A 25,623-nucleotide genomic window follows, 5' to 3' on the forward strand; every position below is an offset into this window, starting at 1 on the left:
CTTCTGCCTTTGCACCAAACCATTGAGGATACGGCCTTGTGACAAAACTGTTTACTCTGCCACAAACCCTGTTTGCTGACCCGGATTTCACCATTGGTGTAGCCACCTCATCCTTTCAGATTGAGGGCGGTGCTGACACACGGGAACCTTGCATCTGGGACAGCTTTTGCCAGCAGCCAGGAAAAATACTCGACGGCAGCAACGGCTTGGTTGCCTGCGACCATGTTCACCGCTGGGCAGAAGATATTGAAATGATTGCTTCACTGAATGTGGATGCCTATCGTTTTTCCATTTCCTGGCCACGAATCATCAAAGCCGATGGTAGCGTCAATCAGCAGGGCCTGGATTTCTATCTCAACATACTCGTGGCACTTAAGGCTCGCGGCATCAAGGCCTATGTAACACTTTATCACTGGGATTTGCCTCAATACCTGGAGGATGAGGGCGGCTGGCTAAACCGCCAGACAGCGTACGCATTTGCATACTTTGCCGAAGTGGTTGTAAGAGCGTTTGGCGATTTGGTGTATTCCTGGGCAACCCTCAACGAACCTTTTTGCAGTGCCTATCTCGGGTATGAAGTTGGCATCCATGCGCCAGGCAAAGTGGGCAAACAGTTCGGTAAAAAGGCCATTCACCACCTTTTACTCGCCCACGGGCTGGGCATGCAGAAGCTTAGGGAATTTGCACCCCAGGCACAGTCAGGGATCGTACTCAATTTTACGCCTTTCTATCCGGCTTCCAATTCATCCAAAGATCTGGCCGCGACCCAATTGGCGCACGATCATTTCAACGACTGGTACATCCGCCCCCTGCTCAAAGGCGAATACCCTGCCCTGATTGACTTACTGCCTGAGAACCACAGGCCACATATTGAAGACGGTGACATGGATATCATCGCCCAGAGCATTGACTTCCTGGGGGTGAACTACTACACCCGGGCCATTGTGACAGACGACGGCAGCGACGACCCACTCCAGCTCCCTCCTGCGCCCGATTGCGAAACCACCGCTATGGGTTGGGAAGTGTTCCCCCAGGGGCTAACGGACCTGTTGCTCCAACTGCATCGCGATTATGCGCTTCCTCCCATTATCATTACTGAAAACGGGCTGGCCAGTGATGATGAAATGCATAATGGTGAAGCGGTCGACACCCAGCGCATTCGGTATTTGCAAACCCATATGGATGCGGTAGCCAGCGCTGCACAGCAAGGCGTTAAAATAACCGGCTATTTTGTCTGGAGCCTGATGGACAACTTTGAATGGGCATTAGGCTATGCGAAACGCTTTGGTATCGTGTATGTTGATTACAGCACACAGCAGCGAACATTAAAGTCCAGTGCCAAGGCACTGGCTGAGATGTTAGCCAATCGAAAACCATTGTAACGACAGCGGGTAGCAGGATGCTGAGCAAATCTGAAAAAGTTGCATACGGGCTGGGCGATACCGCCAGTAATTTTATCTTTCAGACCGTAATGCTGTTTCTGACCTTTTACTACACCGACATCGTCGGGCTGGCTCCCGCTGCCGTTGGCAGCATGTTCCTGATTGTCAGAGTGTTTGATGCGGTCACCGACCCGCTGATGGGCGCACTGGCCGATCGCACCCGCACCCGTTGGGGTTCTTACCGGCCTTATCTGCTCTGGCTGGCGCTGCCTTTCGCGATTTGCAGCGTATTGGCGTTCACCTCACCAGAGCTTACTGAGCAGGGCCGCTACCTGTATGCATTTGCGACCTACGCCCTGCTTATGCTGATGTACACCGCCATAAACATACCCTACTCCGCACTGGGCGGCGTAATGAGTAACGACCCCAACGAAAGGGTGTCAATTCAGTCCTATCGCTTTGTATTTGCCATGTTTGGTGGCTTATTGGTCACCTCTTTTACACTGCCGCTGGTTGACTGGTTTGGAAACGGCAACCAGGCATTAGGCTATCAGCGCACTATGATGGCCATGAGTCTGGTCGGCATGATACTGTTTTTGCTCTGTTTTGCCGGTACCCGCGAACGCCTCAAGCCTGCCAGCGACATCAGCCTGGGCCTGAAAGGGCAACTCAAATCTCTGTGGGACAATGACCAGTGCAGAGTTTTATGCGCAGTCGCTGTGGTTCTGCTCACCGGAATGGTACTGCGCAATACGCTGGCGATTTATTACGTTAAATATGTTCTGCAGCGCCCGGACGATGTCACCCTGTTTGTAACTACCGGCATGGTTGGCAATATTATTGGTTGCGCACTCGCCGCCCCCATAGCCCGCCGATTGTGCAAAGTCAGGGTATACACATCACTGCAAGTGATCAGCGCAGCGATCTGTTTGACCAATTATCTGCTTCCCGCCGATGCCTGGTTTGCATCACTGGCACTGCATTTCCTGTGGGGGTTGTTTCTGCAGATGGCCACTCCACTGCTGTGGGCGAAAATTGCCGATGTTGTGGATTACGGAGAAGCAAAAACCGGCGTGCGTATGGCCGGCGTCACCTATTCAACGGTGGTATTTTTCATCAAGGTCGGGCTGGCTCTGGGCGGTGCCACGGCAGGCTGGCTGTTAGCCTTTTACGGTTACGAGGCTAACACCTACAGCGCCAATGTCGCCAAAGGCATCACGCTGTCTTTCTGTGTATACCCTGCTGTCGCATCAATAATCGTTGCCCTTCTGATGCACTGGTATAGACTAGACGGTCGCACTTTACAGACGATTCAGAAACAGTTGGCCTCGCTCAGGCAGAGCTAGGGCCATTGCACCGGATGTTTGAAAAAGCCACCGATGTGCAAAAGGAAAACAGCAATATGGTCACAATCAAGCAAGTCAGTGAGCGGGCAGGGGTCTCTTCCGCAACCGTATCGCGGGTCATCAATAATGCTGACAGCGTCAAAGAAAACACCCGAAAACTTGTAATGGATGCCATGGCCGACCTCGGCTATCGGCACAATGTACTGGCCGCATCCCTGGCATCCAACAAAACCAACACCGTGGGGTACGTGGTTCCTGAGTTGCATGGCTCTTTTTTCGGCAGCATGATGGCTGGCTCCGAACAGGTATTGCGTAAAGCGAACAAACACATGTTCGTTGCCACCGGTCACTCAGACGAATCGACTGAAAAGAAGGAAATTGAAGCGCTGCTGAGCAGACGCTGCGACGCGCTTATCCTGCACGTAGAAGCGGTAAGCGACGACTACCTGATTAACCTTGCCAGACAGGATGTCCCCCTGGTAGTAGTAAACCGTTATATTGAGGAAATCGGTGAACATTGCATCAGCCTCGATAATATTCGTGGCGGTTATCTGGCTACCCGCCACCTGATTGAACTCGGCCATACCTCCATCGCATACGTGGCAGGAGCCATGTTCAAAGCGGACAGTGTCAACCGGCTGGAAGGGCATAAACAGGCACTTGCTGAAGCTGGACTACAGTACAACGAATCGCTGACCGTTGAAGGTAACTTCCAGGCCAAATCGGGTGAAGATGCCATCCGGGAACTGGCCCGTCGCGACTGCTACTATACTGCGGTTGCCTGCGCCAACGATGAGATGGCCTGCGGTGCCATCAATGCACTCGCTACCATGGGCAGAAGCGTTCCCAGAGACGTCTCGGTAATTGGTTACGATAATATTGATTTTGCCAGCTATCTGACTCCAGGGCTAACCACCATTAATTACCCGGTACGCGACATTGGCACCATGGCGGCCCGATGGATCCTAAACCACGCTTACGGCGATCACAAAATGACCATGTCCCATGTGCTGGAGCCACATCTGGTGGTTAGAGGAACCACCAAACGCAACTGAATGGGTTGCTGTGGTTACAGGGAGCGACAACCCACCGACAAAATCAGCACTAGCGTTGTGTAAGCCCGCTGTGCAATGCCTGGCGATACGCGGCTAAAGCCGGGATAAGACTGCATAGCCAGGTCGCCGCCATAACAATGGTGACAACACTCAGCACCGGTGTCTGGAACAATGATGCGGTAACAAACAGGCCATATTCCTGGCTTAGAAAGTCTTCACCCAATTTCATCATCAGGGTTACAACCAGCATGGCAAGCATGCAGCCCAATGCACTCACCAGTAACGCCTCCGCCTGAATAAGCCACAAAATCACTCCCGGGCCAGCACCTATGGTTCTGAGAATCGCAATCTCCTGGCGTCGCTCCCGCATGGAAGCCAGTAGCATGGTCACCAGCCCCAACAACGATGCAACCAATATCAACCCGGATATCACCAACAGAAGTCGCTCGAAATTCCCCATCAGTTGCCACAGCTCCGCCAAGGCCACACCGGGCAAAATCGCCAGCAAGGCTTCCGGCTGGTACTGGTTTATCTGGTGCTGCAGTTGGAGTGCAGCGACACGGTTGTTCAAACCCAACATTACGGCTGTAACCTGCTTGGGCGAAGCTTCCGGCTCCCATTCTATACCTGTGGCTTCTGCTTCAGCATGGGCCCGGTCGCCGTCATCGTCGTGATGTTCGTGATCATGTTCCGCTGCAGTTTTGGCTTGGCTATCTGAAGGCTTACGCATACTTAAACTGGGTACTGGGGCATCGTGGGCCTGTTCCAGCCCCTGCAGAGTGACGTAAATTGCCTGATCGACCGGAGTACCGGTCTTGGCTAGTATGCCGCTTACCACAAACGGATGGCTGCGGTGCTGATGAAAGCTTACTGAAGCCAACCCATGCGAAAGAAACAAGGTATCTCCCAGGGTATAACCCAGTCGCTGAGCGGCATCTGCCCCAAGAACAGCAGCAAACGGCTGATCAAATCCCTGCCCCTTGTGCCATTCCAGCGACTGCCGGTTGCCGTACTGGAAATAACGAAAATAGTCGTTGGTGGTGCCAACCACCCGAATACCCTCGTGGGTATCACCCAGAGACAGAGGTATTGCCCATTTTACGTTCGGGTTTTGCAGCAGTACTTCAACACTTTGCCAGCTTATTCCGCCTGCAGGGTTTCCTAACCGAAACACTGTGGAAAGCAACAGATTTAACTGCCCGGTCGGCGCACCTGCAATCAAATCAACTCCGGAGACTGTGCGGGTAAAGCTGTCTTTCACCTGGTTGCGAATCAACTCAACAGACAACAGCATGCTGACACTGATAATAATCGAGAGCAGTGTCAACGCTACTGACCCCCGGCGATTGATGAGGCTGGAAATTGCTATGTGTCCAATCACATTAATCCCTCGGAAGCACGGTTGATGGACTGTATGGATGACCTGTGGGAGAAGTACTCCGCCAGTGCAATGTCATGACTGACAAATACCAGAGTGCAGTCACGTGCAGAACTGAGCAACAGCTGCATAAAGGTATCTTTGGCGGCCGCATCCAGAGCCGACGTAGGTTCATCAACAATCAGAATTTCCGGGCGGTTGATCATCGCCCGGGCAATGGCAACCCGCTGTTGTTGCCCTACGCTCAGTGTATCCGCCCGTTGATTCTGTAATTTGGAAGGCAAGCGCAGCTGCTCAAACAATTCCAAAATGTGGGGTTTTACCGAACTATCGAGCTTACCGGCAAAATGCGCCGCCGCTTCTATATTTTTGCTTACCGAAAGATACGGGATTAAATTGAACTGCTGAAACACTACTCCGATGTGCCGTGCGCGTATTCTGTCTCTGCGTGCAGACGACAGAGAGGAAAACTCCTGACCAAGAATGCGGATAGTACCTGATGAAGGTTGCAGAGTTCCTGCAATCAGGTTTAGCAATGTGCTTTTTCCTGTTCCGGAAGGCCCGTCAATAAAAAGCTGCTGCCCCTTCGCCACACGCCAGCAGGGCACATCAACCACCGTTGATGAATCTGCCGGATACTGAAATGATACATCACTCAATTCAATTGCAGAGTGAGGTAATTCATGACCTTCAGCTTTTTGGGTTATCGGGCTGGTGTATTCAGAAACGGAGTCGGGCATCTATGGTTTGGTCTTGCTCTGCAAACTTATTGTGACTGTTATAACAGTTCCCAAACGGTTCTTTCAATGCTGCCCGACCACATTGACAGCCTGTTGAACGGTTTACCCCACCTGCCCGGTGGTTATCCGTTTGCCTGCAGCCGCACAACTTCAGCGGCGTCTTCTTCCAGTACGCTATCCAGTGCAGCTCCTTTCAACAACTTCTGAATCACATCCTTGTTCTTCGCCAGCAATATGGAAAGTTCTTCCGCTTGGTCAGCCTCGAGCTTAATACCCTTGGCCTGAATGTAACCAGCAAGGTTGTCCGCCGCCTCCAGCATTTTGTCGTATTGATCAGCCGCTTTCTTATCTGTGGTCACTAATTTTTCCACCCCATTATGCGTTACAACGTACTGTGTAATAATTGCCATATTTGTGCTCTTATCTGGTGAATGTGGTTATAACGTAGCAAAGAATACTGTATAAATAAACAGGTATTTTTAACTTTGGTGAAATAGCCGCATTTCCGGTTGCTACTGCCAGGCAGAAAAGGGGGGAAGATGGCAAAACATAAACCCATCGTCGAGTTGGTCAGCTATGGTATCTATACAAAATGGGATGCAGACAACAAGTCCCTGCCCAAAATCCGGGAGTTTACTACCCAAATACCGGCTCAGCTGGACATTGAATTCGGGTTTGTGGTCAACATCAAGCGGGCCAAAAATGCACGTATGCGCTACTGCATTTATCACCCCGGCATCCCCGATGAGTCAGGCCAGCCCATGGCGCCGTTCGACGGGCTCGAGTACGTACGCAGCAACGACTGGGATTTCTATCTGGGTGATACCCTGTGGGAGCCACTGAACAATAAACTTGGCAACTGGCGAATGACCCTGGAACTTGACGGTAACGTCGTTGCCGACAAAACGTTCTGCGTTGAAGCTGAGCTACCTTACGAAGGCGCCCAGTTTTGGGCCCGCAGAAAATTCAGGGCCCCGTTTTAGGCCACTATTTCTGTACCCATGGGATCGCGGAATCCCGTTCGACCAGTTCGGGAATAAAGGTGTTCTGCACCACAACCTTTTGCCGATAGACCCGCTGCAATACCGCGCTGGCTGCCATCTCCCCCATCTGATAAATGGGGTTTTTGATGGTAGTCAGCTTGGGAAACAGGTGATGGGCAAACAGCACGTTGTCAAAGCCTATGATGGAAAGATCCTCAGGCAGAGAAAGCCCCGCCTCCCGGGCCGCACTGATGGCACCGGACGCCATCCAGTCATTGGCACAAACCAGCGCCGTAAAATTCGCGGTTTTCCTGCTTAACCACTTAAATCCGTTGACTCCCTCTACCTCGGTGTAATCCCCCTCATACACCAGCGAGGCCTTAAACGGCAACCCCACTTCCTTGAGTGCCCGCTTATGGCCTTCCAACCGCTTAACCGCATCCTGCTTGTTTCCCGGGCCGGCAATACAGGCAATTTGTGTGTGACCGAGATCAATCAGATGCCGGGTAGCAAGGTAGCCGCCCATCTCGTTGTCCAGTGTAATGCAGTGGCTTTCCAGCCCTTCCACAACCCGGTTAACCAGTGCGATGGGTATACGATCCTGGTTTATCTGCCTCAGTTGATCATCACTCAGTGCTTCTACGTGCATGATCAGTGCATCACAGTTTCGACTGATCAAAAACTCCAGGCCGTCCAGTTCCTGCTCCGGGTTGTTATGGCCAACCGTAATGATCACGTGCTTGTTGGCCGCGCGAAGTGTGGCCTCGACGGCCTGCATCATCTCACCAAAAAACGGAGTATCCAGCTCCGAAATCAGTAACCCCACACTGTCTGAACGGCTCGAAGCCAGAGAGCGAGCCACCGAGTTTGGCCGGTAGTTCAACTTGCGCATGGCCTGTTCAACTTTCTCCCGCAGTTCCGGATTCACTGTTTTTCGGCCATTGATGACACGGGATACCGTGGAAAGTGAAACACCCGCCAGTTCTGCAACCTGATAAATGGTAGCCATAAATAACCTCTTCGTCACTGAACCGCCGGGCTGGGACGTCCAGTCTGCATATATCCTGTGTTTACAACGCCACGTTTTGACGTCGACGTGTAATTAATTCTTCGGTCATACGAATTTGTTGCTGCTCCGATATTGGGTACAACATCATCAGTCCGGCCCCCAAAAAGCCAAATATTGCCGGAATAAAACTCATCAGCAGTATCATTCCCGGCTTAGCCTGAGCCACCGAAGCCGGGTCCAGACCGTTGTACCCATAGTAAGCCAGCACCATAAGCACCAAAGCCCCTGCAAAACCGCTGCCTGCCTTCTGCACAAATGTTCCCGCAGAATAAACCAGGCCGGTAGCCCGCCGGCCGTTTTTCCATTCGGAATAGTCCGCCGCGTCCCCCAGCATGGAAAAGAACAAAGTTGGCATCATGGCAGCGAACCACTCTGCTGCGCAGCCAAGTACAAACACAGCAGCAAGATTATCGGCTGGCACCCAGTAAAATCCGCAGGTTAGCACACTCGACATAACCAGCGACAACACAAACAGACCGCGACGGCCAAACCGATCGGCCAAATACCGGGTACAGAGTGCGCCAAACACCGACACTACCAGCAAAGCAATAAAATATTCACCGGCGAGCACGGCATCGCCAACCAGGTATTTAAAGTAGTAAGCGACAACACCGTATTTTATGCCGTTGAACATCATGGTCAGAAACCCCATTGCCAGCAGGATCAACCAGGGCTTGTTGGTAATGAGATCAACCACATCCTGCTTGGTTTTTGAAAGTTCACTGCTGGGAGTATGGAGCCACTTTCGTACATAGCCGTAACCCATCAGGCATATAAGCCCCAATATCAAAGCGGTATAAACATTGCGATAATAAATGAAAGCCGAAATTGCGGTTAACGGCAGCAGTATGTAGGGTAACTGGCGCAGTAAATCCCGCAGCGCATGGCCCCGGCTATTTTGGGCTACCGGCACAATGCGCTCTTTGGTACTGAACACCGTAATAAGCATAAAAACCATCAGTAGTGCAGCGAACAGCATCATACTGTTCTGATACCCTTTGGCCGAATCACCCTGGCCGAAGTAAGCCACCAGTGAAGGTAAAAAACCCATTACCAGTAATCCGCCCAAAAAAGCACCTGCAAACCGGAATCCGGACAGACTGGTGCGCTCCCGGTCATTCTCCGTCATCACTCCCATAAGGGCAGAGTAAGGCACATTGTTTGCCGTGTAGGCCAGAATCAAACCTATGTAAGTCACGTAAGCGTACACAAGGTTACCGGTTGGCCCTAGCCTGGGGGTAGAAAAACACAACACCATAAACAGCGCGAGAAATGGGGTGGAAAACAGGATCCAGGGCCTGAACCTGCCCCAGCGAGTAGTGGTTCGATCGGCGATCATGCCCATGATGATGTCTGTCACACCATCCGAAAGACGAACAATCAGAAACAGTAACGCCGTCGCCGAAGCCGCAAGGCCCACCGTGTCCGTGTAGAAAACTGCAAGATAGGCCAGGGCACCACGCCAAACCAGGTTGGCCGCAGCATCTCCCATGGCGTACCCCAGCTTCTCGCGTATCGGTAATGTATTCACTGCAGTGGCTTCCTTTTCAAACTCTACCGGGTACGCGACGTCCATCGTGCGATAGCAGAGCTGGCCAGTGTCAGGCAGCCAACTCCGGGCGGTTTGGATGAAACCACCGGATACACGTAAACTACACGCGACTGCTAAGCAGGGCCTGGTAGGCTTTGCCACTGTGTTTGATGATTCTTTGCTGGGACGCGTAATCTACGTACACCAGCCCAAAACGTTTTGAAAAGCCTTCGGCCCACTCAAAATTGTCCAACAAACTCCAGGCAAAATAGCCTTGTACATCCACGCCTTGCGCCATTGCTGCCTCAAGTGCGAGCAGATGTTGTTCAAAGTAAGCGGTTCTTTGGCTGTCGTCAATTTCTCCTTGCTCAAAACATTCTTCCACCGCTGCACCATTTTCGGTGATGTACACAGGAGGAAGACGATAGCGCAGGTTCAGCGTGAGCAATAAATCCGTCAGTGCCTCAGGGTAAATCTCCCAGCCAATGTCGGTTTGCGGAAAGCGGTGTTCATGTTCGGTGTAAAATTCGCCCGGCGACAAGGGCGCAGAGTAAGTCAGCCGTGTATAAAAGTTGATACCGAGAAAGTCCAGCGGCTGACAAATAATATCCATATCTCCTGCCAGAACATCCGGTCGCTCCGACGGGGGCAGTTGTCGGTAAATTTCCGGATAGCAGCCTTCCATAACCGGCATCAGATACCATTGATTGATGTATTGATCTGCCTTTTCAGCAGCTTCAATATCATCCTGGCTTTCAGTAGCAGAATAACAGGGGGTGAAATTCAGCACGATCCCATTGAGGGTATCGGGGCTTAGTCGCTGCAACGTCTGCATACCCAGCCCATGGGCCAGCAGGATATGATGTGCAGCCTGGCGACCGTTACGACGCCCGGTTTTTCCCGGCGCATGCACACCCAGTTCATACCCCAGATGCGCACTGCAAAAAGGTTCGTTAAACGTGGCGTAGGAATAGACCTTGCCTCTAAATGCAAGGCAAACGGCTTCCACATAACGCTGATACTGATAGGCTGTCTCACGATTCAGCCAGCCCCCGGCATCCTCAAGGTGCTGAGGCAAGTCCCAGTGATACAGGGTAACGAAAGGTTTTATGCCCAATTGATTCAGAGCATTAAGCAGTCTCACATAGAATGCCATGCCCTGTTCGTTAATTTCACCATTCTGATGCATGACCCGAGGCCAGGAAACCGAAAACCGGTAAGCGTCCACCCTAAGGGTGGTAAGCAGAGTTAAATCCTGCTGCCACAATCGCACGTGGTCGCAGGCGATATCGCCATTACTGCCATCGGAAATGTTGCCCGGTTGACGACAAAACGTATCCCAGATACAGGGCAAACGAGTATCGGCACTACCCTCTATCTGAAACGAGGCAGTTGCAACGCCATACAAAAAGCGCTTTTTTCTCAACGGTGATTCGGGGCCTAGTTCAATCTGTTTCATAGCTTAAGTTCTGCTGTTCCCTCAATTCGGCGAATGCCCCGGAGCCAAACGCATCAATCAACGGTACCTCCGTGGAACATTGTTTATAGCATGCGCACCTTTAATATAGAAAGCGCTTTCCATTTATGAATTATCACTTCATGGGCAAAAAATTAAATTTGCTGAATATTTCACCATAAAAATCAAGAAAACCATGCTTAATACTCCAAAACCGGTTATAAAAAACCCAGATGTAAAAAAAATGTGAGCAAATTTATTGACCAATCCGATTTATTGGAATACATTTTTGAGAAAGCGGTTTCTCAAAACACTGCCAAAAGGATCGGTATGCGCACCAACCATTTACATACTGAAAGGATGCAAGGTGAACAGGCTCGTTACAGCCCGGAACCGGTCTATCTGCACACTGAAGTAAACAAAAAAGTCCATTATACACGGCGCCAGCACGAAGGTTTTGATAGCTGGGTCGACCAGAACTGGTTGCCAAGTCTGCGTGCCATTAATGACGATACGCTTATGAAGGAACAGGAACTGTTCACCAGCCCCGCTCTCGAACAGGCGCTCAACTGGCAATGTGAATCCCTGGTGGCTGAGCAGGCCCACACCAATCCGGGTAATCTGTTTTCAAGCTGGCGCAAGCCCGGCTGTTCCCCAGACAATCCATCAGACAGTCGACCAGAAGGGTTCGAGGTTGTTAAAAGCGATTCAGGGGTTCATCTCATTTGCCGCAATACTGATCGGTTGAAAGGTACACCTTCACACACCCAAAAGTGCGCAATGGTGCCTCCGCATCCCGTTACGCTTGCGTTGTATGGCAACAATCCGCATTGTCTGCCCGAGCTTAATCTGGAACCGGATACAAGCCCGTTCATCGTGCTGCCTGAAATTCCCACAAATCCGCAGCCTGAGTACAGGCGCAGTAAACGCCGTGCGCAACTGAGTGAAATGACGGTATGAGCCAGATTGAAACACTGAGCCCCTTAACCCACAGAACGATGGGCGTAAGAACCGAATACTACCCTCAGCTTGGGTACAACGCGGGCGCGGTTATGGTATTGCCCAATGAATTGAATCAGATTCAAAAAGATTACCCAATTGTGTTTCGCAAACATCACGAAACCCATCGCCTGTTTCCTGTGGCGTTGCTGGGGTTTGAAGAACAGGAAAACCTGTTTATTGACGAATACGGTAAATGGGATGCTCCATACATTCCTATGGTGATGCGCAAAGGGCCATTTTTAATAGGCTTTCGTGCCAATGACTCCACTTGCAAACCCGTTGTACTTATCGACAAAGACGACCCGAGAGTGCTCCGCGACGGTGCCACCCGCCTGTTTATCGGCAGTGGCAGACCCAGCGAATATCTTGAAGAAATAAGTGAATTGCTGGTAAATGTGCACCTGGGTGCCGAGATGCTTGCGCCCATGATGACAGCTTTCGAACAATCCGGTTTACTGGAGCCACTGCAGTTTGAAATAGAATTCATTGACGGGAGGCAAATCGTTTTCAGTGGTGCTTTTACGATATCGGAAGCACGGTTGCGCCTGCTGTCACCCGCTGTGCTAGAGGAACTGGCCCGCCACGATTACCTCTCTAAAGCGGTTTGTGTTGCCAATTCCACCAGCAACCTCAGTAAACTGGTGGATCGCAAGAATAACCGCCTGCTCAGTCAGTCCAATCGAAGCCGCTGAACCCTGACTGGCCTTAATCAATCCATTTTAGCTTTTCAATAGGGTAGCCCAGGTACCATTTGGTGCGTTCAAGAATGGGCCTCACCTCTACCCGGGTAATACCCAATTCCTCACGGGCGGCCAGTTCATCACAGGTATTGCGCAACGTGGCAATATCGGGAAAGCAGCTGAAAGAGACGTAATCGCTGCCACCGCTGACTCTTAAGCAGTCCATAAACTCCGGGATGTCCTGAATGGCGGATTCAAAAGCCTGCTTGAACCTGCCCGTATTGCTTTGCAGATAAAACTCCACATAGGCCAGCACATGTTCGCAAATGCGATCCAGATCCATCTCGGTATGAAAATTAAAAAAGTAACCGGCTTCCTGCAGCGCCTTCTTACGCTGAAAGCAGGCACTGGGTGACAGTCCAACACGGTCTGCCAGTTCCTGATTTGAGATATCCGCCTGCTTATGGATGATGGCCAGGATCTTCTTGTTAAAGTCATCCAGCCTGAGGGTTTTCTTGGTCACAGCGTCACCGTTAACGGATTTGAGCGAAAGGAAATTTTGATCAGGGACTCTAAACAAAAAGCGCCTTTTTGAAAAGCATGGCAGTTCAGTGAGATATTTCTGACGAGTTTACTTACACTGGAGCCATTCATTATTTTGATACCAGAGCCGTTCATTGGAATCTTCTCATCACAATTCATCCACCCCGGTTGAACCATCCCAACTGGTGTCCTGGCCCAGAGTGGCGGCGGTTTCCGCCATGGTCAGCTTTTCTATTCCCACCTTTGTAACCGGCATTGAACTGTACAATGACATGTCCTTGTATGAAGGCTTAATGGCTGTGATTGTGGGCGCCATTCTGCTCACCGTGGTGGGCGGCCTGGTAGGTACAATAGGCGCAGCTACCCGGCTGAATTCCTATCAGCTGGCGCAAACCGTGTTCGGCCACCGTGGTGCTTCCGTGCTCAATCTGGCCTTTGCATTGTCACTGATTGGCTGGTTCGGGGTTAATCTGGACCTGTTCTCAGCCTCTGTTAACAAGGTGGCACTGGCCACACTGGGGCAGGAATTCGCTCCTGTTCTGATAGAAGCCATTGCCGGCACCGGTATGACCATTACTACGCTGTACGGTTTCAGCGCCATCAATCGGCTGGCCGCTTATCTGGTCCCCGTCATGATTGCTATCACCGCCTGGATAGCGTTCGCCTCTTCACAACAACTCAGCATTTCTGAGTGGCTGTCGGTCAGCAAATCCGCCCATCTGTCGTTCAGTGATGGCGTCAGTGTGATTGTCGGCGTCATCATTATCGGCGCCATCATTATGCCGGACATTACCCGCTTCAGCCGCCAACTCAGCGGCGGTGTGCACACAGCATTCTGGTCTTATGGGGTGGTACAAACGCTGGTACTCCTGATTGCCGCTTTCAGTGCTGCGGCCTTTGCTACCGATGACATTCTCGAAGTTCTGCTCGCTCTGGGCATTGGCTCTGCGGTGCTGGCTGTGGTCATCGCCGGAAGTTGGATCCTCAATGCGCTGAATATTTACAGTGCCCAACTGGCGATTTCGGAGAGTTTTTCACTACGTTCTGAGCGTACCGTCACGCTCGTGCTGGGTGTACTCGGCATGGTGGCAGCGTTTGTCAATGTGCTCGATTACTTCATTACTTTTCTTTCGGTACTGACCGCCATATTCATTCCGGTTGGCGGCATTATCGCCTGTGATTACTACCTTATAAATAAAAGTAAGTATTCACATACCGAAATTAAAAAACAGATTCATTGGCCCGCCCTGGTGGCCTGGCTGGCGGGCGCAGGTCTTGCGGTGGCGACCCAGTTTTTTGCCCTGCCCAGTGTCACCCAGGTGGCAGCGCTGGACGCCATGTTGCTGACCGCCGCAGTGTATTTTTTGCTGTGCCGAGCAAGTGCACGCCACCAGGCAGCCGCTCTTCAAGTTAAACCCTAGGAAGTATCACATGCGAATTGGAATTGATGTTGGGGGAACCCACACTGACGCCGTTTTGCTGGATGGCGATTGTATTCTTGCCACCCATAAGTCTCTTACCACTGCCGATGTCGAATCCGGCATCATGGCTGCGTTGTCGGCGTTACTGCAAACCTCAAAGGTCGATAAGAGCCAAATCCAGTCGATTATGATCGGTACAACCCAGTTCACCAATGCCGTGGTGGAGCGCAAAGAACTGGCTGAAGTGGCGATCATTCGGATAGCCTTACCCTCAGGCAATGGCTTTCCACCCCTGTCAGACTGGCCCGACGACATTGCCGATGCAGTGGGGCGGCACATCTATCTGTGCCACGGTGGCTATCTGTACGACGGTCATCCGCTGGCGCCACTGAACGACAGCGAAATAGATGACATCATTACCGATATTCGCGCCAAAGGCCTGACCAATGTTGCCATTGCGTCTGCTTTTTCGTCTATGAACCCTGAGCCCGAACATTATGTGGCGGCCAAACTGCAAGCCGCCATTCCCGGCGTGAATCTGACCCTTTCCCACCGAATTGGCAGCCTGGGGTTACTGGAACGGGAGAACGCCGCCATTCTCAACACCGCATTACTGCCCTTCGCTCAACGGGTGGTGGAAGCATTTCATTCGGCGCTCAGAGAGCATGGCTTTGGTTGCCCCATGTTCATCAGCCAGAATGACGGCACACTGATGAGCGCTGATTTCGTCAAACAATACCCGGCTTTAACGTTCGCCTCAGGGCCAACCAATTCGCTGCGCGGTGCTTACAAGCTAACCGGATTACAGGATGCCATCGTGGTTGACATTGGCGGCACCACCTCAGACATCGGCGTGCTGCAAAACGGTTTCCCCCGCGAATCCAACCTGGTGGTATCCGTGGGCGGAGTACGCACCAATTTCCGCATGCCAGATATTCAGGCGGTCGGCCTGGGTGGCGGCAGCCTGGTCAGCGAAGACGGCAACAGGGTTGGCCCACAGTCTGTCGGCCACCGTTTGGTGCAGGAAGGGCTGGTATTTGGTGGTAGCACCCTGACCGCTACCGACATTGTTGTGGCCGCCGGGCTAGCCGGGGTCGGCGACCCCACTCTGGTTTCGCACCTGAGCCCTGCTCTGATTGAAAACGCAAGAGCCTCCATGCAGACATTGATTGATCAGAACATCGACATGATGAAACCGAATGCCGAACCGGTACCGGTCATTCTGGTTGGCGGTGGTGCCATCCTCATCCAGGACGGCTTGCAAGCGGCGTCTACCCTGGTTCGGCCGGAACATGCCGGCGTGGCTAACGCCATCGGCGCAGCCATTGCCCAGGTTGGCGGCGAGGCAGAAGCCCTCAAATCCTATAGCAGCAATGGCCGACAGCAAGCCATCGATGACGTCACCGGCGAAGCCAGACAAAGGGCAATAGCGGCCGGTGCCGATGCCGCCACCATTCGGGTGGCCGACATTGAAGAGACCGAAGTACCTTACATGGAACAGGGCGTCTACCGGTTAAGAGTGAAAGTTATCGGCGAAGTGGCCACCCTGCCGGGCAGCCAATCGCTTAGGGAGCAACGTGCATGAACAAGATCTATGAACACCAACTGGAAGACCTGAGTTTGGGTTCGGTATTTTTGGCCACTGGCGGTGGCGGTGACCCTTACCTGCCGATGCTTCTGACCCGCCAGGTACTCAAGGAGTTTGGCCCGGTTACGCTCATTAAGGTGGACGACATAGACGATAACGCCCACGTTGTGCCAGTAGGCGCCGTCGGAGCTCCCACGGTGAGCCTGGAGCTTTTGCCTTCCATTGAAGAAGCTTCCGCCACACTGGCCGCCTACGAACAGGCGACCGGAAACCAGGTGGATGTAGTCGCTTCTTTTGAAGTCGGCGGGGGTAATTCTTTGCTGCCCATTATGGCAGCAGCAGCCAAGGGTGTGCCGGTCATTGACGGCGATGGGATGGGCCGGGCGCTACCGGAAGCGCAAATGATGACTTACGCCATTGCCGGTGCCAAACCCACCCCGGCGGTAGCACGGGACTACGCCGGCAACACGGCGAGGTTTGATACCGCAGACACCAGCACCTATGAGCGCCACATTCGCAGCTTTGCGATGGCAGCCGGAGGCATGATCACGGCGGCTGAACACCCCATGACTGGTGCATTCATCAAAAAGGCCATCATTCCCGGTACCCTGAGCTTTGCCATCAGGCTCGGAGAAACCCTGCGCAAACACCGTGGCAATGCAGAAAACCTGCTACCTCATTTGCAGGATACCTTTGCCAATTCGGTTTACGGCACCTGCCGCCTGCTGTACACCGGCAAAGTCACCGACAAGGCCACCAGCATTATTGGCGGGTACGATGTGGGTAGCGTCACCATCAATGCGTTTGATCATCAACAGGTGGCCATGCAGATCGCAATCAAAAACGAATATCTGATCGCCCGCATTGGCGATGAGGTTGTGGCCACGGTGCCGGATTTGATTGTGCTGTGTGATTACGAAACCGGTACGCCCATCAACGCAGAAAGACTGAAATACGGCCAGCGCGTGGCTGTGTTTGCCGTGGGTTGCCCGCAGTTTTACCGCAGCGAGGCGGCCCTGAAGGCCGTTTCACCGCGGGCATTTGGTTTTGATTTGGATTATCTGCCGCTGCAAGCCTGATCAATCGGCGGGTGACGGTCAGTGGGGCTGAGACAACAACCGCTCGGTCATCCACTCGTAGAAACCCGCCTTATCCTGCCACTGCATGGCCACCTGGATCACCGAACCCGCCGGATCACGCCGGGTAAAACCCTCATCATCCACGGAAATGGCCATGGTCTCGGTGGGCAGCAGCGGATGCTCGGGCAACGCCAGATACACCGCAACCGAATCGTACAGAATCGATGTGTGCCTGTCGGTGTAATCCACTTTGGTGAAAGTCACCAAATCGGCCCAAATTTCAAAATTGGTAAAAATGGCCTGCAACTGGGCATCTTCACTGGCTTTCAGGCGGGCAAACAAGGGGCCTTCGATCACAATGTCACCGCAGGTATCCAACGGAGTTATGGTAAAGCCCTGCCAGGGTGCCTGCAGAGCGGCCCGAAAGGCCGGCACATTATTTTGCACGTTGTATTCGGCCGAAGGTGCATCGTCGTAGCCCTTGTCAATGCTGCCATGCATACCCACCAGTTTGACCTTGCCCGCAATATCCGGTGCGCGCTCAAGGGCAGCCTGAATGTTATGCATTGGCCCGGCGACAATAATGGTGACGGTTTCAGCAGAAGAGCGCACGACGTCAATCAGTTTGCCAACCCCATCTTCAGCGATCTCGCCCGGATAATCAGCCAACTGATACCCTTCCACCCAGGGCTTTTGGAATTCCGCACTGCCCTCACTGGCAATACCAATGCCTACTGGTACGTCGCTTCGCCCTGCCAGCTCCAAAAACTTGGCCGCCACTTTGGCTCGGTAAACCGGCTCTTCCGTCGCGGTGGTCACCAGTTTCAAGTCCAGCTCCGGACTTTTCAGGATCAGGGAAAGCGCCCAGGTGTCGTCGATGTCGCTGCCAATATCGGTATCGAAAATTACCGGCACCGCGGCCTGGGATGCAAAGGCAAACATACCCAGTATGAACGCGACCTTACGCCAGCCTAAAGAAAATAAGCAAAACATGATAAATACACTCTCAACTCAATCAGTGGGGAAATCAGAAAGCCAGCTTGTGCTGCGCCAAAGCCTCATAGTGAGGCAGGGCTTGCTGACAAACCCGGGCCAGCGCCGGGGGCAATTCAGGTAAAGGCTTCGGCTGTGTGGCAGCGAGCCCGGTACTGGCCCACACCCGGTTGTACCAGTGTGGTGCCCAGACTCCATCAGCGGCGTTGCCGCCTGCCGGCCAGCTCAGCATGCTCGCATCAAACGGCAGCCCAATGGCCTGACACAGAGCGCGCAACCCGCGCTCCGGGGCTGCCAGAATGTCGTCGCTGTCAATCACTACCGGTGCTTTACCATGCAGAGCACGCACACGCTCAAACAGCCGGGTTTGCTGTGTTACACCAATATCTTCGAGGCTGGGATTCTGGCGTTTTTCGTCATAGCTGGCCAGCACCCGCGCCGGGTGGCGCAACAAAAACACATTGGTTAATTGTTCCAGCCAGCCCAAGGGGAAATCGGCCATCATATGATGGGCCATCTGCTTTTGGTAAAACACCGGTTTATCCTGTGGAACAGGCCCGATGCAGGTGTCGATAACCGCTTGTGGGTCGCTGGGCTGCGAAGCCATGATCGCTTCCTGCATGGGGTGCACTTCCTGGCTGGCGGCCAGAAACGCAGCGTAAAACGGCTCGTCGATAACAGCGCAGTCCGGGCGTGCGGCAAACGCGTACATCATTGCCGTTGACAGGTTTCTGGGCCCCGACCACATGGCGATACGCATCAGCTTCCCTCCTTAACCAGCTGATAATAGGCCTCGCGAATACGGCGGGTCACCGGCCCCGGGTATTCTTCGCCAATCTGGCGGCCATCAATGTGCGACACCGGGGTCTGTGCGCCGAATGTCCCGGTCAGAAACGCTTCATCGGCACCGTAAGTATCCACCAGCGAATAATTACGCTGATGCACCGGAATGCGCAGGCGCTCACAAACCTGGATCACTTTCTGGCGGGTAATGCCATTCATGCAGTAGTCGCCGGTTGAGGTCCACACTTCCCCTTTGCGAACAATAAAAAAATTGCAGGCGTTGGTAGTATTCACAAAACCGTTCACGTCCAGCATCAGGGCCTCGTCTGCACCGGCCTTTTCTGCCGCTATGCAGGCCAGAATGCAGTTGAGTTTGGAATGACTGTTGAGTTTTGGGTCCTGGGTCATGGGCAGGCCACGTAAATGGGGTACGGTAGCCAGTTTGATTGGCCGGGCAATCGCAGGCTTTGAATGCTCGCAAATGATCACCAGGGTCGGGCCTGACACCGACAGCGCCGGATGCTGAAACGGCTTTTTCTTCACCCCCCGGGTGAACATCAGCCTGGCGTGTACATCGGTGTGCATGTCGTTGGCAACACGGGTGGCTTCCAGTGCGGCAACCACCTGCTCCCGGGTCATGCCCAGATCCATATCAACGGCTTTGGAGGCCTCGAACAAGCGGTCCATGTGCTCATCGAGAAAGGCCCATTTACCGTTGTACAGCCGCAGCCCTTCCCAGATGCCGTCTCCGAGCATAAAGCCACTGTCGTACACCGAAACTTTAGCCTCATGGCGCGGCACAATCTCGCCGTTCACATAAATGAGAATATGCTCATTGCGGCTATCTTCGGCGGCGGTGTGGGTAGATACCTCTTCCATCATTGCTCTGTTTTCTCTTAATTTTTTGACCATTCTGGCAGGACCGGAAGCGGCAGGCAACAAGGCATTTTTCATCTCAGCTGCTATAACTTACTCCACGAAGACTCAATAACGTTGCGACCAACAGGGGCCCTATGGACAGATTAAACCTCTCTCACATATTTATTTTCTTAATCATTGCAGTCGCCCTCACTGCCTGTTCCTCCCATACAGCCGACAGGGTGTTTTACAATGGCCCTATTTTGACCATGGACGATTCTCAGCCACAGGCCGAAGCCATTGCCATTAAAGACGGTATCATTATTGCCGTTGGTACTGAGGCCAGTGTGATGAAAACCGCCGGCTCGCAAACCCAACGCGTGGATTTGCAGGGCAAACCCTTGTTACCCGGCTTCGTAGACTCCCACGGCCATGCGTGGATGATTGGCCTGCAGGCCATGTCGGCGAACTTGTTGCCGGCACCGGACGGGGGCGGTAATAACATGCCATCACTGCTGCGATTGCTGTCGCAATGGGCCGCCTCAGAACCTGAACTACTAAAACAGACAGGCTGGATAGTCGGTTTCGGGTATGACAATTCCCAATTGGACGAGCAGCGCCATCCAACACGTCATGACCTAGATGACGTGAGTACCGAACTTCCGGTGATCATCATTCACCAGTCCGGCCACCTTGGTGTCGGCAACTCCAGGGCGCTTGAGCTGGCTGGCATCAACGCTCAGACTCCCAACCCTAAAGGTGGCGTATTTCAGCGCGAACCCGATGGCCAAACTCCCAGCGGAGTCGCTGAAGAGTATGCATTTTTTCAGTTACTGGCTGCCTTCAACCAATCTCTCAACGACACCACTGCCGATTTGTTTGCTGAACAGGGGGCCCGCTTACTGGCATCCTACGGTTACACCACCGGTCAGGAAGGCAGAGCGGCCCAATCCACCCTGAACTCGATTCAGCGGGTAGCCGATGCGGGCAAACTGCCAATTGATCTGGTGGCTTACCCGGATATTCTTGAGGTCGACGACATTGCGCCCAACCAGGAGTATCGCAACCGGTTTCGAATTGGCGGAGCCAAACTGACCATTGATGGATCCCCTCAGGGCAAAACCGCCTGGCTTACCAAACCCTATTACCGAGTGCCGGAAGGCCTGCCTGATGATTACGCCGGCTACCCTGCTATCACAGAGCAACAGGCATTGGACGCCGTTGAAAAGGCCTTTGCCAACCACTGGCAAATTCTCGTGCATGCCAATGGCGATGCGGCAATGGATTTGATGATTAAAGCGGTTGCCGCAGCCCGCAAACGCCACCCGGAAACAAACAATCGCCCGGTACTGATTCATGGCCAGACCCTGCGCCACGACCAGGTTGGCTGGCTCAAATCGCTGGCGATATTCCCGTCGCTGTTTCCCATGCACACCTTTTACTGGGGCGATTATCACCGCGATTCGGTGCTGGGCCCGGAGCGGGCAGAAAATATTTCCCCAACCGGCTGGGTGCTCGAACAGGGCATGATATTCGGCACCCACCACGATGCGCCTGTTGCCCTCCCAGATTCAATGAGAGTACTGTCAGCAACGGTCACACGCCGCTCCCGAAGCGGTGCCATCATTGGCGAACAACATAAGGTTCCGGTTATCACAGCACTGAAAGCTATGACCCTGTGGCCCGCCTGGCAACATTTTGAAGAGACCCGCAAAGGCTCTTTGGAGGTCGGCAAGCTTGCCGATCTGGTGGTATTGTCTGACAACCCGCTAACCGCTGAGCAGGAGCAACTGGCGAATCTGAAAGTTTTGCAAACCTTCAAAGAAGGTGAGTTAATCTATCAACGGGACAAGCCCTGACCACAGAACACACGGACGTGCCATGTATATACCTGAACACACTAAAATTGAGCCCCTCGCCAGGCTTCACGAGTTTATGCAGTCCTTTAGCTTCGCGACGCTGGTTTCTCCTGGTCTGACAGCCACCCACCTGCCCTTATTACTGAAGCCGGAAGAAGGTAAGCATGGCATACTTTACGGGCATTTTGCCCGGGCCAACCCCCACTGGAAGCACATTGAGGGCCAGAGCACGCTGGTAATATTTAACGGCCCACACAGTTATATTTCACCTTCCTGGTACCACAAGCACCCGGCGGTACCTACCTGGAACTACGCCGCTGTTCACGCCTACGGAACGGTTTCATTGCTGAATGATGAGGAAACCGCAGCAATGCTTGAGCACAGCATGAGTCACTACGATCCGGAGCTGCTTCACCAACCGGAGATCGTCAGTCAACAGCTGCGGGAGCGGCTGCTAGCGGCTATAGTGGGTTTTTCCATCACGCTTACCCATGTGGAAGGCGTGCAAAAACTTGGGCAGCATCGCAGCCAGCGCGATCAACAAAGCGTATTTGAGGCATTAGGTCAGTCAAAAAACCCGATGGACCGGGCACTCGCTGAATACATGGAGCAACAATCATTAGGAACCGGAAAGCTTTGAAAACCATCGGCATTATTGGCGGTATGAGCTGGGAAAGCACCCAAACCTATTACCGAATGATCAATCAGGGCATCAAAGCCGCGCTAGGCGGCAGTCACAGTGCGCAGATTGCAATGGTCAGTGTTGATTTTGCGCCAATTGAACAACTGCAGCATGTGGGTGACTGGGCTGGCACCGCACAGATATTGATTGAGGCAGCCAGACAGGTTGAGGCAGCCGGTGCTGACTGTCTGCTCATTGCCACCAACACCATGCATAAGGTTGCAGAGGAGGTGCAGGCGGCGGTTGATATTCCGTTACTGCACATTGCGGACGCCACCGGCAAAGCCATCAAAGCGCTTGATGCCGAATCGGTTGGTCTGCTCGGTACCGCTTTCACTATGGAACAACCGTTTTACAAAGATCACCTCAGCCAGGACTACGGCCTTCGCGTTTTAATTCCCAAAGAGGCCGACCGCGCTCTGGTACACCAGATTATTTACCAGCAACTGTGCCAGGGGCGCATTGAAGACCACTCCCGCCAGACATACCTGCGCATTATTGACCACATGGCGGAACAGGGTGCTGAAGCAGTAATTTTGGGCTGTACCGAGATTGGCTTATTGGTGCAGCAGCATCACACACAGGTAAAACTGCTCGACACCAGCGCTCTGCATGCACAAATGGCCATCGAATTTGCACTGGCGTAAGCCGATGTTTGCAGGCGAAGTGTGAATCATAATTATGCCGAATGGGGAGCGGGTTGAGCCTGACCTGCCTGATGCTTCAAGCAGGATAGCTCGATTAGAATTGAGGTTAGAAGATGTAAATAAACCCGATACCTACTTCGCTTTCGTAATTACTACGGGCAATTGGACTTTTCCTAACGTCACTGCTGAAGTATTCAAAAAGCGCTTTTCCATAGATCTGCCAATTATCATTTAAATTGTGCCGGTAACGATAATCAATGCCAAACGAACGCAATCCACCACTCAAAGAGGTCATTTCCAAGCCTGATGCTGCCGATTGCATTGCGTCGATTCCAAAGCCTTTGTTTGCGTAGTCACTGTCATGAAAAACGGCGACGAGATTAACTTCAGAGCCCGAGCCATCTGTTTGGGTCCCAAAGCGCCGGCCCACTCCAAACAAACCTAAATTTCCATCTTCACTCGCCACGACACGGCTAACAAGCCAATAACGCCAATCGGGAGTAAATGAACGACGGGCCTGAAACACCAACTCGAAACCTTCTTCCTGGTCTCCTAACCCATCCAATCGGCTATCATCTGAGTCACTTTCTTCACGCCCCTCATCAAAGCCTAACAATACCTCCAACAGCCACATGTTATTTGGGAGGCCGCGCCAGCCAAGCGCTTCTCCAGCAAAATAGAAGATATTGTCACCTTTGCGCCATTGCACTGCTCCAGCGGGCTGAAGTTCAAGCCCGAATTCGTCTGAACCTTCATACGCCGTTTCATATTAAACGCCCTCTCCCAGCCCAAAACTCCAGCCATCGTTACCCTTAGTGAAGTCATCCAGTGAAGGCAAAGGAACCAATGCTTTTTTATCATCTAGAGCTACTGCTGAAGGCGATGCCAGTCCGTAAATACAGAACAGCCAAAAAGGTAAAATCTTCTTCATATATTTCATCCTCTCGATATTCGTTCTGGTGTCTGCTTGGCAGATCCAATTTTTGTTGAGAGATTAACCAGCAATGGCAGTATGCTCGCACTGTTGCCGCAGATAAGTTTAGCAGTAGGGCCTGTGACACGCTCAAGGGCATCTATCAGTTGCAGTTTACGAATGAAGATTAAAACGAGATCAGTGTCTGCTGTTCGCGCATTGAAGACTTGGGCCAGGTTTGAAGGAAAGTGGCAGAAGGGCCCCAACTGACTGAATTTTTAAACAAGAATAAGGCTTATTGGGCAAACCCTCCAACCGCTGACATAAACGGCATGTGACTCAAGAATCCGCGGCCACCCGGTCAGGAATGCAACAAGCACCGTTCAACCTTCAGGTCCCTCAAGAGTAAACACTAAATGCCTGCGCATATCTTTTAACACAACACCTTTTTTGAGCAATGCGGCACTTAACCGTTTTTGCCATTTCTTTATTTCGGGTTTGGCAGCGGACAACGTTGCTTCATTTTCAAATTGAAAACGCAACAACAGTGAGCCAGGGAATTGGTGATATTGCACGTCGAACCAGCATTGCACCATGCCGTGAAGTTCTTCTCGACCCTGTTCTTCAATTTGATTGCAGACACCAAACACCAACGCTTGCTGCTTAAGCTGCACGGCAGAGAGCTTCTTCATTACTGGCGCTTTTCTATTGCAACTTCAACACTTTCGGCAATATCCGCACCTTCAATGGTTAGCCACATTTGCCCATCCTGAATAGTTACCTGAATTTGCATGGAACGCTGAACGGCATTGGCCAACTTGGTGGCCAGTCCCTCAGGCAACGTAAACACCGACAGATTTTTTTTGGATTGTAACTTGGTTTGCTCCTTTCTCCACCACGCATCAAAGCTGTTGTCGGCGTAGGAATAAATCATCATCTCCTGGCTTTGGTTGCAGCCCTTTTTGATACGTTGCTCAGAAGGTTGGCCCAGTTCAATCCAAAGTTCAATTTCATCACTGAAGCTTTTTTGCCACAGGTCTGGCACGTCATCATCCGACAAGCCTTTCGTGAACTGCAATCGCTCATGTGCATTCGCGATAAATGCAATAATGCGCAGCATCATGCGTTCATCGTTTTCAGAAGGATGACGAGCTATCGTCAGATTGTGGTCGTTGTAGTAGTTGCGGTCCATATCGGTAATCGATATGTCAGCTTTAAAAATGGTCGCTTTGAGTGCCATGGTGATCCTGGGTAATAGACGATGCCGTATGACATTTGGCATTTGCAAAAGCTCGTCTAGCTGCATTGAAGACTATATTATCAGTTATTGTTGCCCTCCGTCCGCGACAGTCATCAAAATGCGGCGTGTAATCATCCCGATTGAATACTTCTGCCAACTTTTCAAATTCAAAACTCTCTGCAAAACCACAACCGCCTTACAACTTATTTACACTTTCTTCCATTTAGCCTGCGGGATATACTTTTGGCGCTGGCTGCCTGGCTACAGTTACCATGTGCAGCCTGAAAACTCTCACGGTAACGGGCCCATTTCAGCCAAGCCTATGAGTTAAAAAATAAAAATCTGCTGCACGGCAGACACTGAGGACAAATAACAACAAAATTATTCAAGTGTGC

25 protein-coding genes and 1 pseudogene are annotated in these 25,623 nt (G+C 52.3%); 12 read left to right on the forward strand and 14 right to left on the reverse strand.

All coding sequences use genetic code 11. From position 1 onward, the window contains the following. Positions 1-38 precede the first annotated feature (38 nt). The 3 genes from DXV75_RS07375 to DXV75_RS07385 are packed head-to-tail and all read left to right on the forward strand — an operon-like array spanning position 39 to position 3,783. Positions 39-1,382, forward strand: a complete 1,344-nt coding sequence (locus DXV75_RS07375; protein ID WP_115592753.1) for a GH1 family beta-glucosidase — start codon at positions 39-41, stop codon at positions 1,380-1,382. A gap of 17 nt (positions 1,383-1,399) precedes the next feature. Beyond that, the gene (locus tag DXV75_RS07380; protein WP_115592754.1) at positions 1,400-2,728 is read left to right on the forward strand and encodes a glycoside-pentoside-hexuronide (GPH):cation symporter; all 1,329 of its coding nucleotides are present in this window, start codon (positions 1,400-1,402) and stop codon (positions 2,726-2,728) included. A gap of 56 nt (positions 2,729-2,784) precedes the next feature. After that, positions 2,785-3,783, forward strand: a complete 999-nt coding sequence (locus tag DXV75_RS07385) for a LacI family DNA-binding transcriptional regulator (RefSeq protein ID WP_115592812.1) — start codon at positions 2,785-2,787, stop codon at positions 3,781-3,783. 49 nt (positions 3,784-3,832) lie between these two features. On the opposite strand, the gene DXV75_RS07390 is transcribed toward DXV75_RS07385, so the two are convergent. From DXV75_RS07390 to DXV75_RS07400, 3 genes are all read right to left on the reverse strand, one after another. Further along, the gene (locus tag DXV75_RS07390; protein WP_115592755.1) at positions 3,833-5,164 is read right to left on the reverse strand and encodes an ABC transporter permease; all 1,332 of its coding nucleotides are present in this window, start codon (positions 5,162-5,164) and stop codon (positions 3,833-3,835) included. After that, positions 5,161-5,901, reverse strand: coding sequence for an ABC transporter ATP-binding protein (locus DXV75_RS07395; RefSeq protein WP_115592756.1), 741 nt, complete (start codon positions 5,899-5,901; stop codon positions 5,161-5,163). The genes DXV75_RS07390 and DXV75_RS07395 overlap by 4 nt, the downstream gene beginning before the upstream one ends. A 122-nt stretch (positions 5,902-6,023) precedes the next feature. Next, the gene (locus tag DXV75_RS07400) at positions 6,024-6,311 is read right to left on the reverse strand and encodes a YebG family protein (protein ID WP_115592757.1); all 288 of its coding nucleotides are present in this window, start codon (positions 6,309-6,311) and stop codon (positions 6,024-6,026) included. A 129-nt stretch (positions 6,312-6,440) separates the two neighbouring features. Between DXV75_RS07400 and DXV75_RS07405 the strand changes: the two genes are divergently transcribed. Further along, positions 6,441-6,884 carry a DUF3859 domain-containing protein gene (locus DXV75_RS07405; protein ID WP_115592758.1) on the forward strand — a complete coding sequence of 148 codons (444 nt, stop codon included), beginning with the start codon at positions 6,441-6,443 and terminating at the stop codon, positions 6,882-6,884. Positions 6,885-6,888: 4 nt separating this feature from the next. On the opposite strand, the gene DXV75_RS07410 is transcribed toward DXV75_RS07405, so the two are convergent. The 3 genes from DXV75_RS07410 to DXV75_RS07420 form a co-directional block, all read right to left on the reverse strand. After that, on the reverse strand, positions 6,889-7,893 hold the full coding sequence (locus DXV75_RS07410) for a LacI family DNA-binding transcriptional regulator (RefSeq protein ID WP_115592759.1): 1,005 nt from the start codon (positions 7,891-7,893) through the stop codon (positions 6,889-6,891). Between the two features lie 61 nt (positions 7,894-7,954). Further along, entirely contained in the window at positions 7,955-9,484 is a 1,530-nt protein-coding gene (locus DXV75_RS07415; RefSeq protein ID WP_115592813.1) for an MFS transporter, read from the reverse strand. Between the two features lie 121 nt (positions 9,485-9,605). Continuing rightward, entirely contained in the window at positions 9,606-10,943 is a 1,338-nt protein-coding gene (locus tag DXV75_RS07420) for a GH1 family beta-glucosidase (RefSeq protein ID WP_115592760.1), read from the reverse strand. Between the two features lie 327 nt (positions 10,944-11,270). Between DXV75_RS07420 and DXV75_RS07425 the strand changes: the two genes are divergently transcribed. Then, a complete protein-coding gene (locus DXV75_RS07425) occupies positions 11,271-11,900 on the forward strand; it encodes a hypothetical protein (protein WP_147291808.1) in 630 nt (209 codons plus the stop codon). Then, positions 11,897-12,634 carry a SapC family protein gene (locus DXV75_RS07430; protein ID WP_115592762.1) on the forward strand — a complete coding sequence of 246 codons (738 nt, stop codon included), beginning with the start codon at positions 11,897-11,899 and terminating at the stop codon, positions 12,632-12,634. Before DXV75_RS07425 ends, DXV75_RS07430 begins: the two co-directional genes overlap by 4 nt. A 13-nt stretch (positions 12,635-12,647) precedes the next feature. Here DXV75_RS07430 and DXV75_RS07435 read toward each other — a convergent pair whose 3' ends face one another. Further along, positions 12,648-13,145 (reverse strand): Lrp/AsnC family transcriptional regulator, encoded by a 498-nt coding sequence (locus DXV75_RS07435; RefSeq protein WP_115592763.1) that lies wholly within the window; start codon positions 13,143-13,145, stop codon positions 12,648-12,650. 154 nt (positions 13,146-13,299) lie between these two features. Between DXV75_RS07435 and DXV75_RS07440 the strand changes: the two genes are divergently transcribed. From DXV75_RS07440 to DXV75_RS07450, 3 genes are read left to right on the forward strand one after another with little or no spacing between them, the layout of a single operon-like run. Further along, on the forward strand, positions 13,300-14,586 hold the full coding sequence (locus DXV75_RS07440; protein ID WP_115592764.1) for a purine-cytosine permease family protein: 1,287 nt from the start codon (positions 13,300-13,302) through the stop codon (positions 14,584-14,586). Positions 14,587-14,596: 10 nt separating this feature from the next. After that, a complete protein-coding gene (locus DXV75_RS07445) occupies positions 14,597-16,171 on the forward strand; it encodes a hydantoinase/oxoprolinase N-terminal domain-containing protein (protein WP_115592765.1) in 1,575 nt (524 codons plus the stop codon). Next, positions 16,168-17,253, forward strand: a complete 1,086-nt coding sequence (locus DXV75_RS07450; protein ID WP_115592766.1) for an S-methyl thiohydantoin desulfurase family protein — start codon at positions 16,168-16,170, stop codon at positions 17,251-17,253. Before DXV75_RS07445 ends, DXV75_RS07450 begins: the two co-directional genes overlap by 4 nt. Before the next feature lie 18 nt (positions 17,254-17,271). Here DXV75_RS07450 and DXV75_RS07455 read toward each other — a convergent pair whose 3' ends face one another. Genes DXV75_RS07455 through DXV75_RS07465 form a run of 3 tightly spaced genes read right to left on the reverse strand, consistent with a single transcriptional unit; the run spans position 17,272 to position 19,983 of the window. Then, positions 17,272-18,246, reverse strand: a complete 975-nt coding sequence (locus DXV75_RS07455) for a nucleoside hydrolase (RefSeq protein ID WP_115592767.1) — start codon at positions 18,244-18,246, stop codon at positions 17,272-17,274. Positions 18,247-18,280: 34 nt separating this feature from the next. Beyond that, positions 18,281-19,006 (reverse strand): sulfotransferase-like domain-containing protein, encoded by a 726-nt coding sequence (locus tag DXV75_RS07460; RefSeq protein WP_115592768.1) that lies wholly within the window; start codon positions 19,004-19,006, stop codon positions 18,281-18,283. Continuing rightward, positions 19,006-19,983 carry a D-amino acid aminotransferase gene (locus DXV75_RS07465; protein WP_245953143.1) on the reverse strand — a complete coding sequence of 326 codons (978 nt, stop codon included), beginning with the start codon at positions 19,981-19,983 and terminating at the stop codon, positions 19,006-19,008. The genes DXV75_RS07460 and DXV75_RS07465 overlap by 1 nt, the downstream gene beginning before the upstream one ends. Positions 19,984-20,042: 59 nt before the next feature. On the opposite strand from DXV75_RS07465, the gene DXV75_RS07470 reads away from it, so the two are divergent. The 3 genes from DXV75_RS07470 to DXV75_RS07480 are packed head-to-tail and all read left to right on the forward strand — an operon-like array spanning position 20,043 to position 23,075. Continuing rightward, the gene (locus DXV75_RS07470) at positions 20,043-21,746 is read left to right on the forward strand and encodes an amidohydrolase (RefSeq protein WP_115592769.1); all 1,704 of its coding nucleotides are present in this window, start codon (positions 20,043-20,045) and stop codon (positions 21,744-21,746) included. 22 nt (positions 21,747-21,768) lie between these two features. Then, a complete protein-coding gene (locus DXV75_RS07475; protein ID WP_115592770.1) occupies positions 21,769-22,386 on the forward strand; it encodes an FMN-binding negative transcriptional regulator in 618 nt (205 codons plus the stop codon). Continuing rightward, positions 22,383-23,075: an aspartate/glutamate racemase family protein gene (locus DXV75_RS07480; protein WP_115592771.1), complete on the forward strand. Its 693-nt coding sequence runs from the start codon at positions 22,383-22,385 to the stop codon at positions 23,073-23,075. Before DXV75_RS07475 ends, DXV75_RS07480 begins: the two co-directional genes overlap by 4 nt. Positions 23,076-23,181: 106 nt before the next feature. Here DXV75_RS07480 and DXV75_RS07485 read toward each other — a convergent pair. The 4 genes and pseudogenes from DXV75_RS07485 to DXV75_RS07495 form a co-directional block, all read right to left on the reverse strand. After that, positions 23,182-23,832, reverse strand: a pseudogene (locus DXV75_RS07485) (MipA/OmpV family protein); the annotation flags it as partial. A gap of 12 nt (positions 23,833-23,844) precedes the next feature. After that, the gene (locus tag DXV75_RS17220) at positions 23,845-24,006 is read right to left on the reverse strand and encodes a hypothetical protein (protein WP_245953145.1); all 162 of its coding nucleotides are present in this window, start codon (positions 24,004-24,006) and stop codon (positions 23,845-23,847) included. A gap of 365 nt (positions 24,007-24,371) precedes the next feature. Next, positions 24,372-24,680 (reverse strand): hypothetical protein, encoded by a 309-nt coding sequence (locus tag DXV75_RS07490; RefSeq protein ID WP_115592772.1) that lies wholly within the window; start codon positions 24,678-24,680, stop codon positions 24,372-24,374. Next, positions 24,680-25,228 carry a YaeQ family protein gene (locus DXV75_RS07495; protein ID WP_115592773.1) on the reverse strand — a complete coding sequence of 183 codons (549 nt, stop codon included), beginning with the start codon at positions 25,226-25,228 and terminating at the stop codon, positions 24,680-24,682. The genes DXV75_RS07490 and DXV75_RS07495 overlap by 1 nt, the downstream gene beginning before the upstream one ends. Positions 25,229-25,623 lie beyond the last annotated feature (395 nt).

The organism is Alteromonas aestuariivivens (genome assembly GCF_003367475.1).
Classification (GTDB): Bacteria; Pseudomonadota; Gammaproteobacteria; order Enterobacterales; family Alteromonadaceae; genus Alteromonas; species Alteromonas aestuariivivens.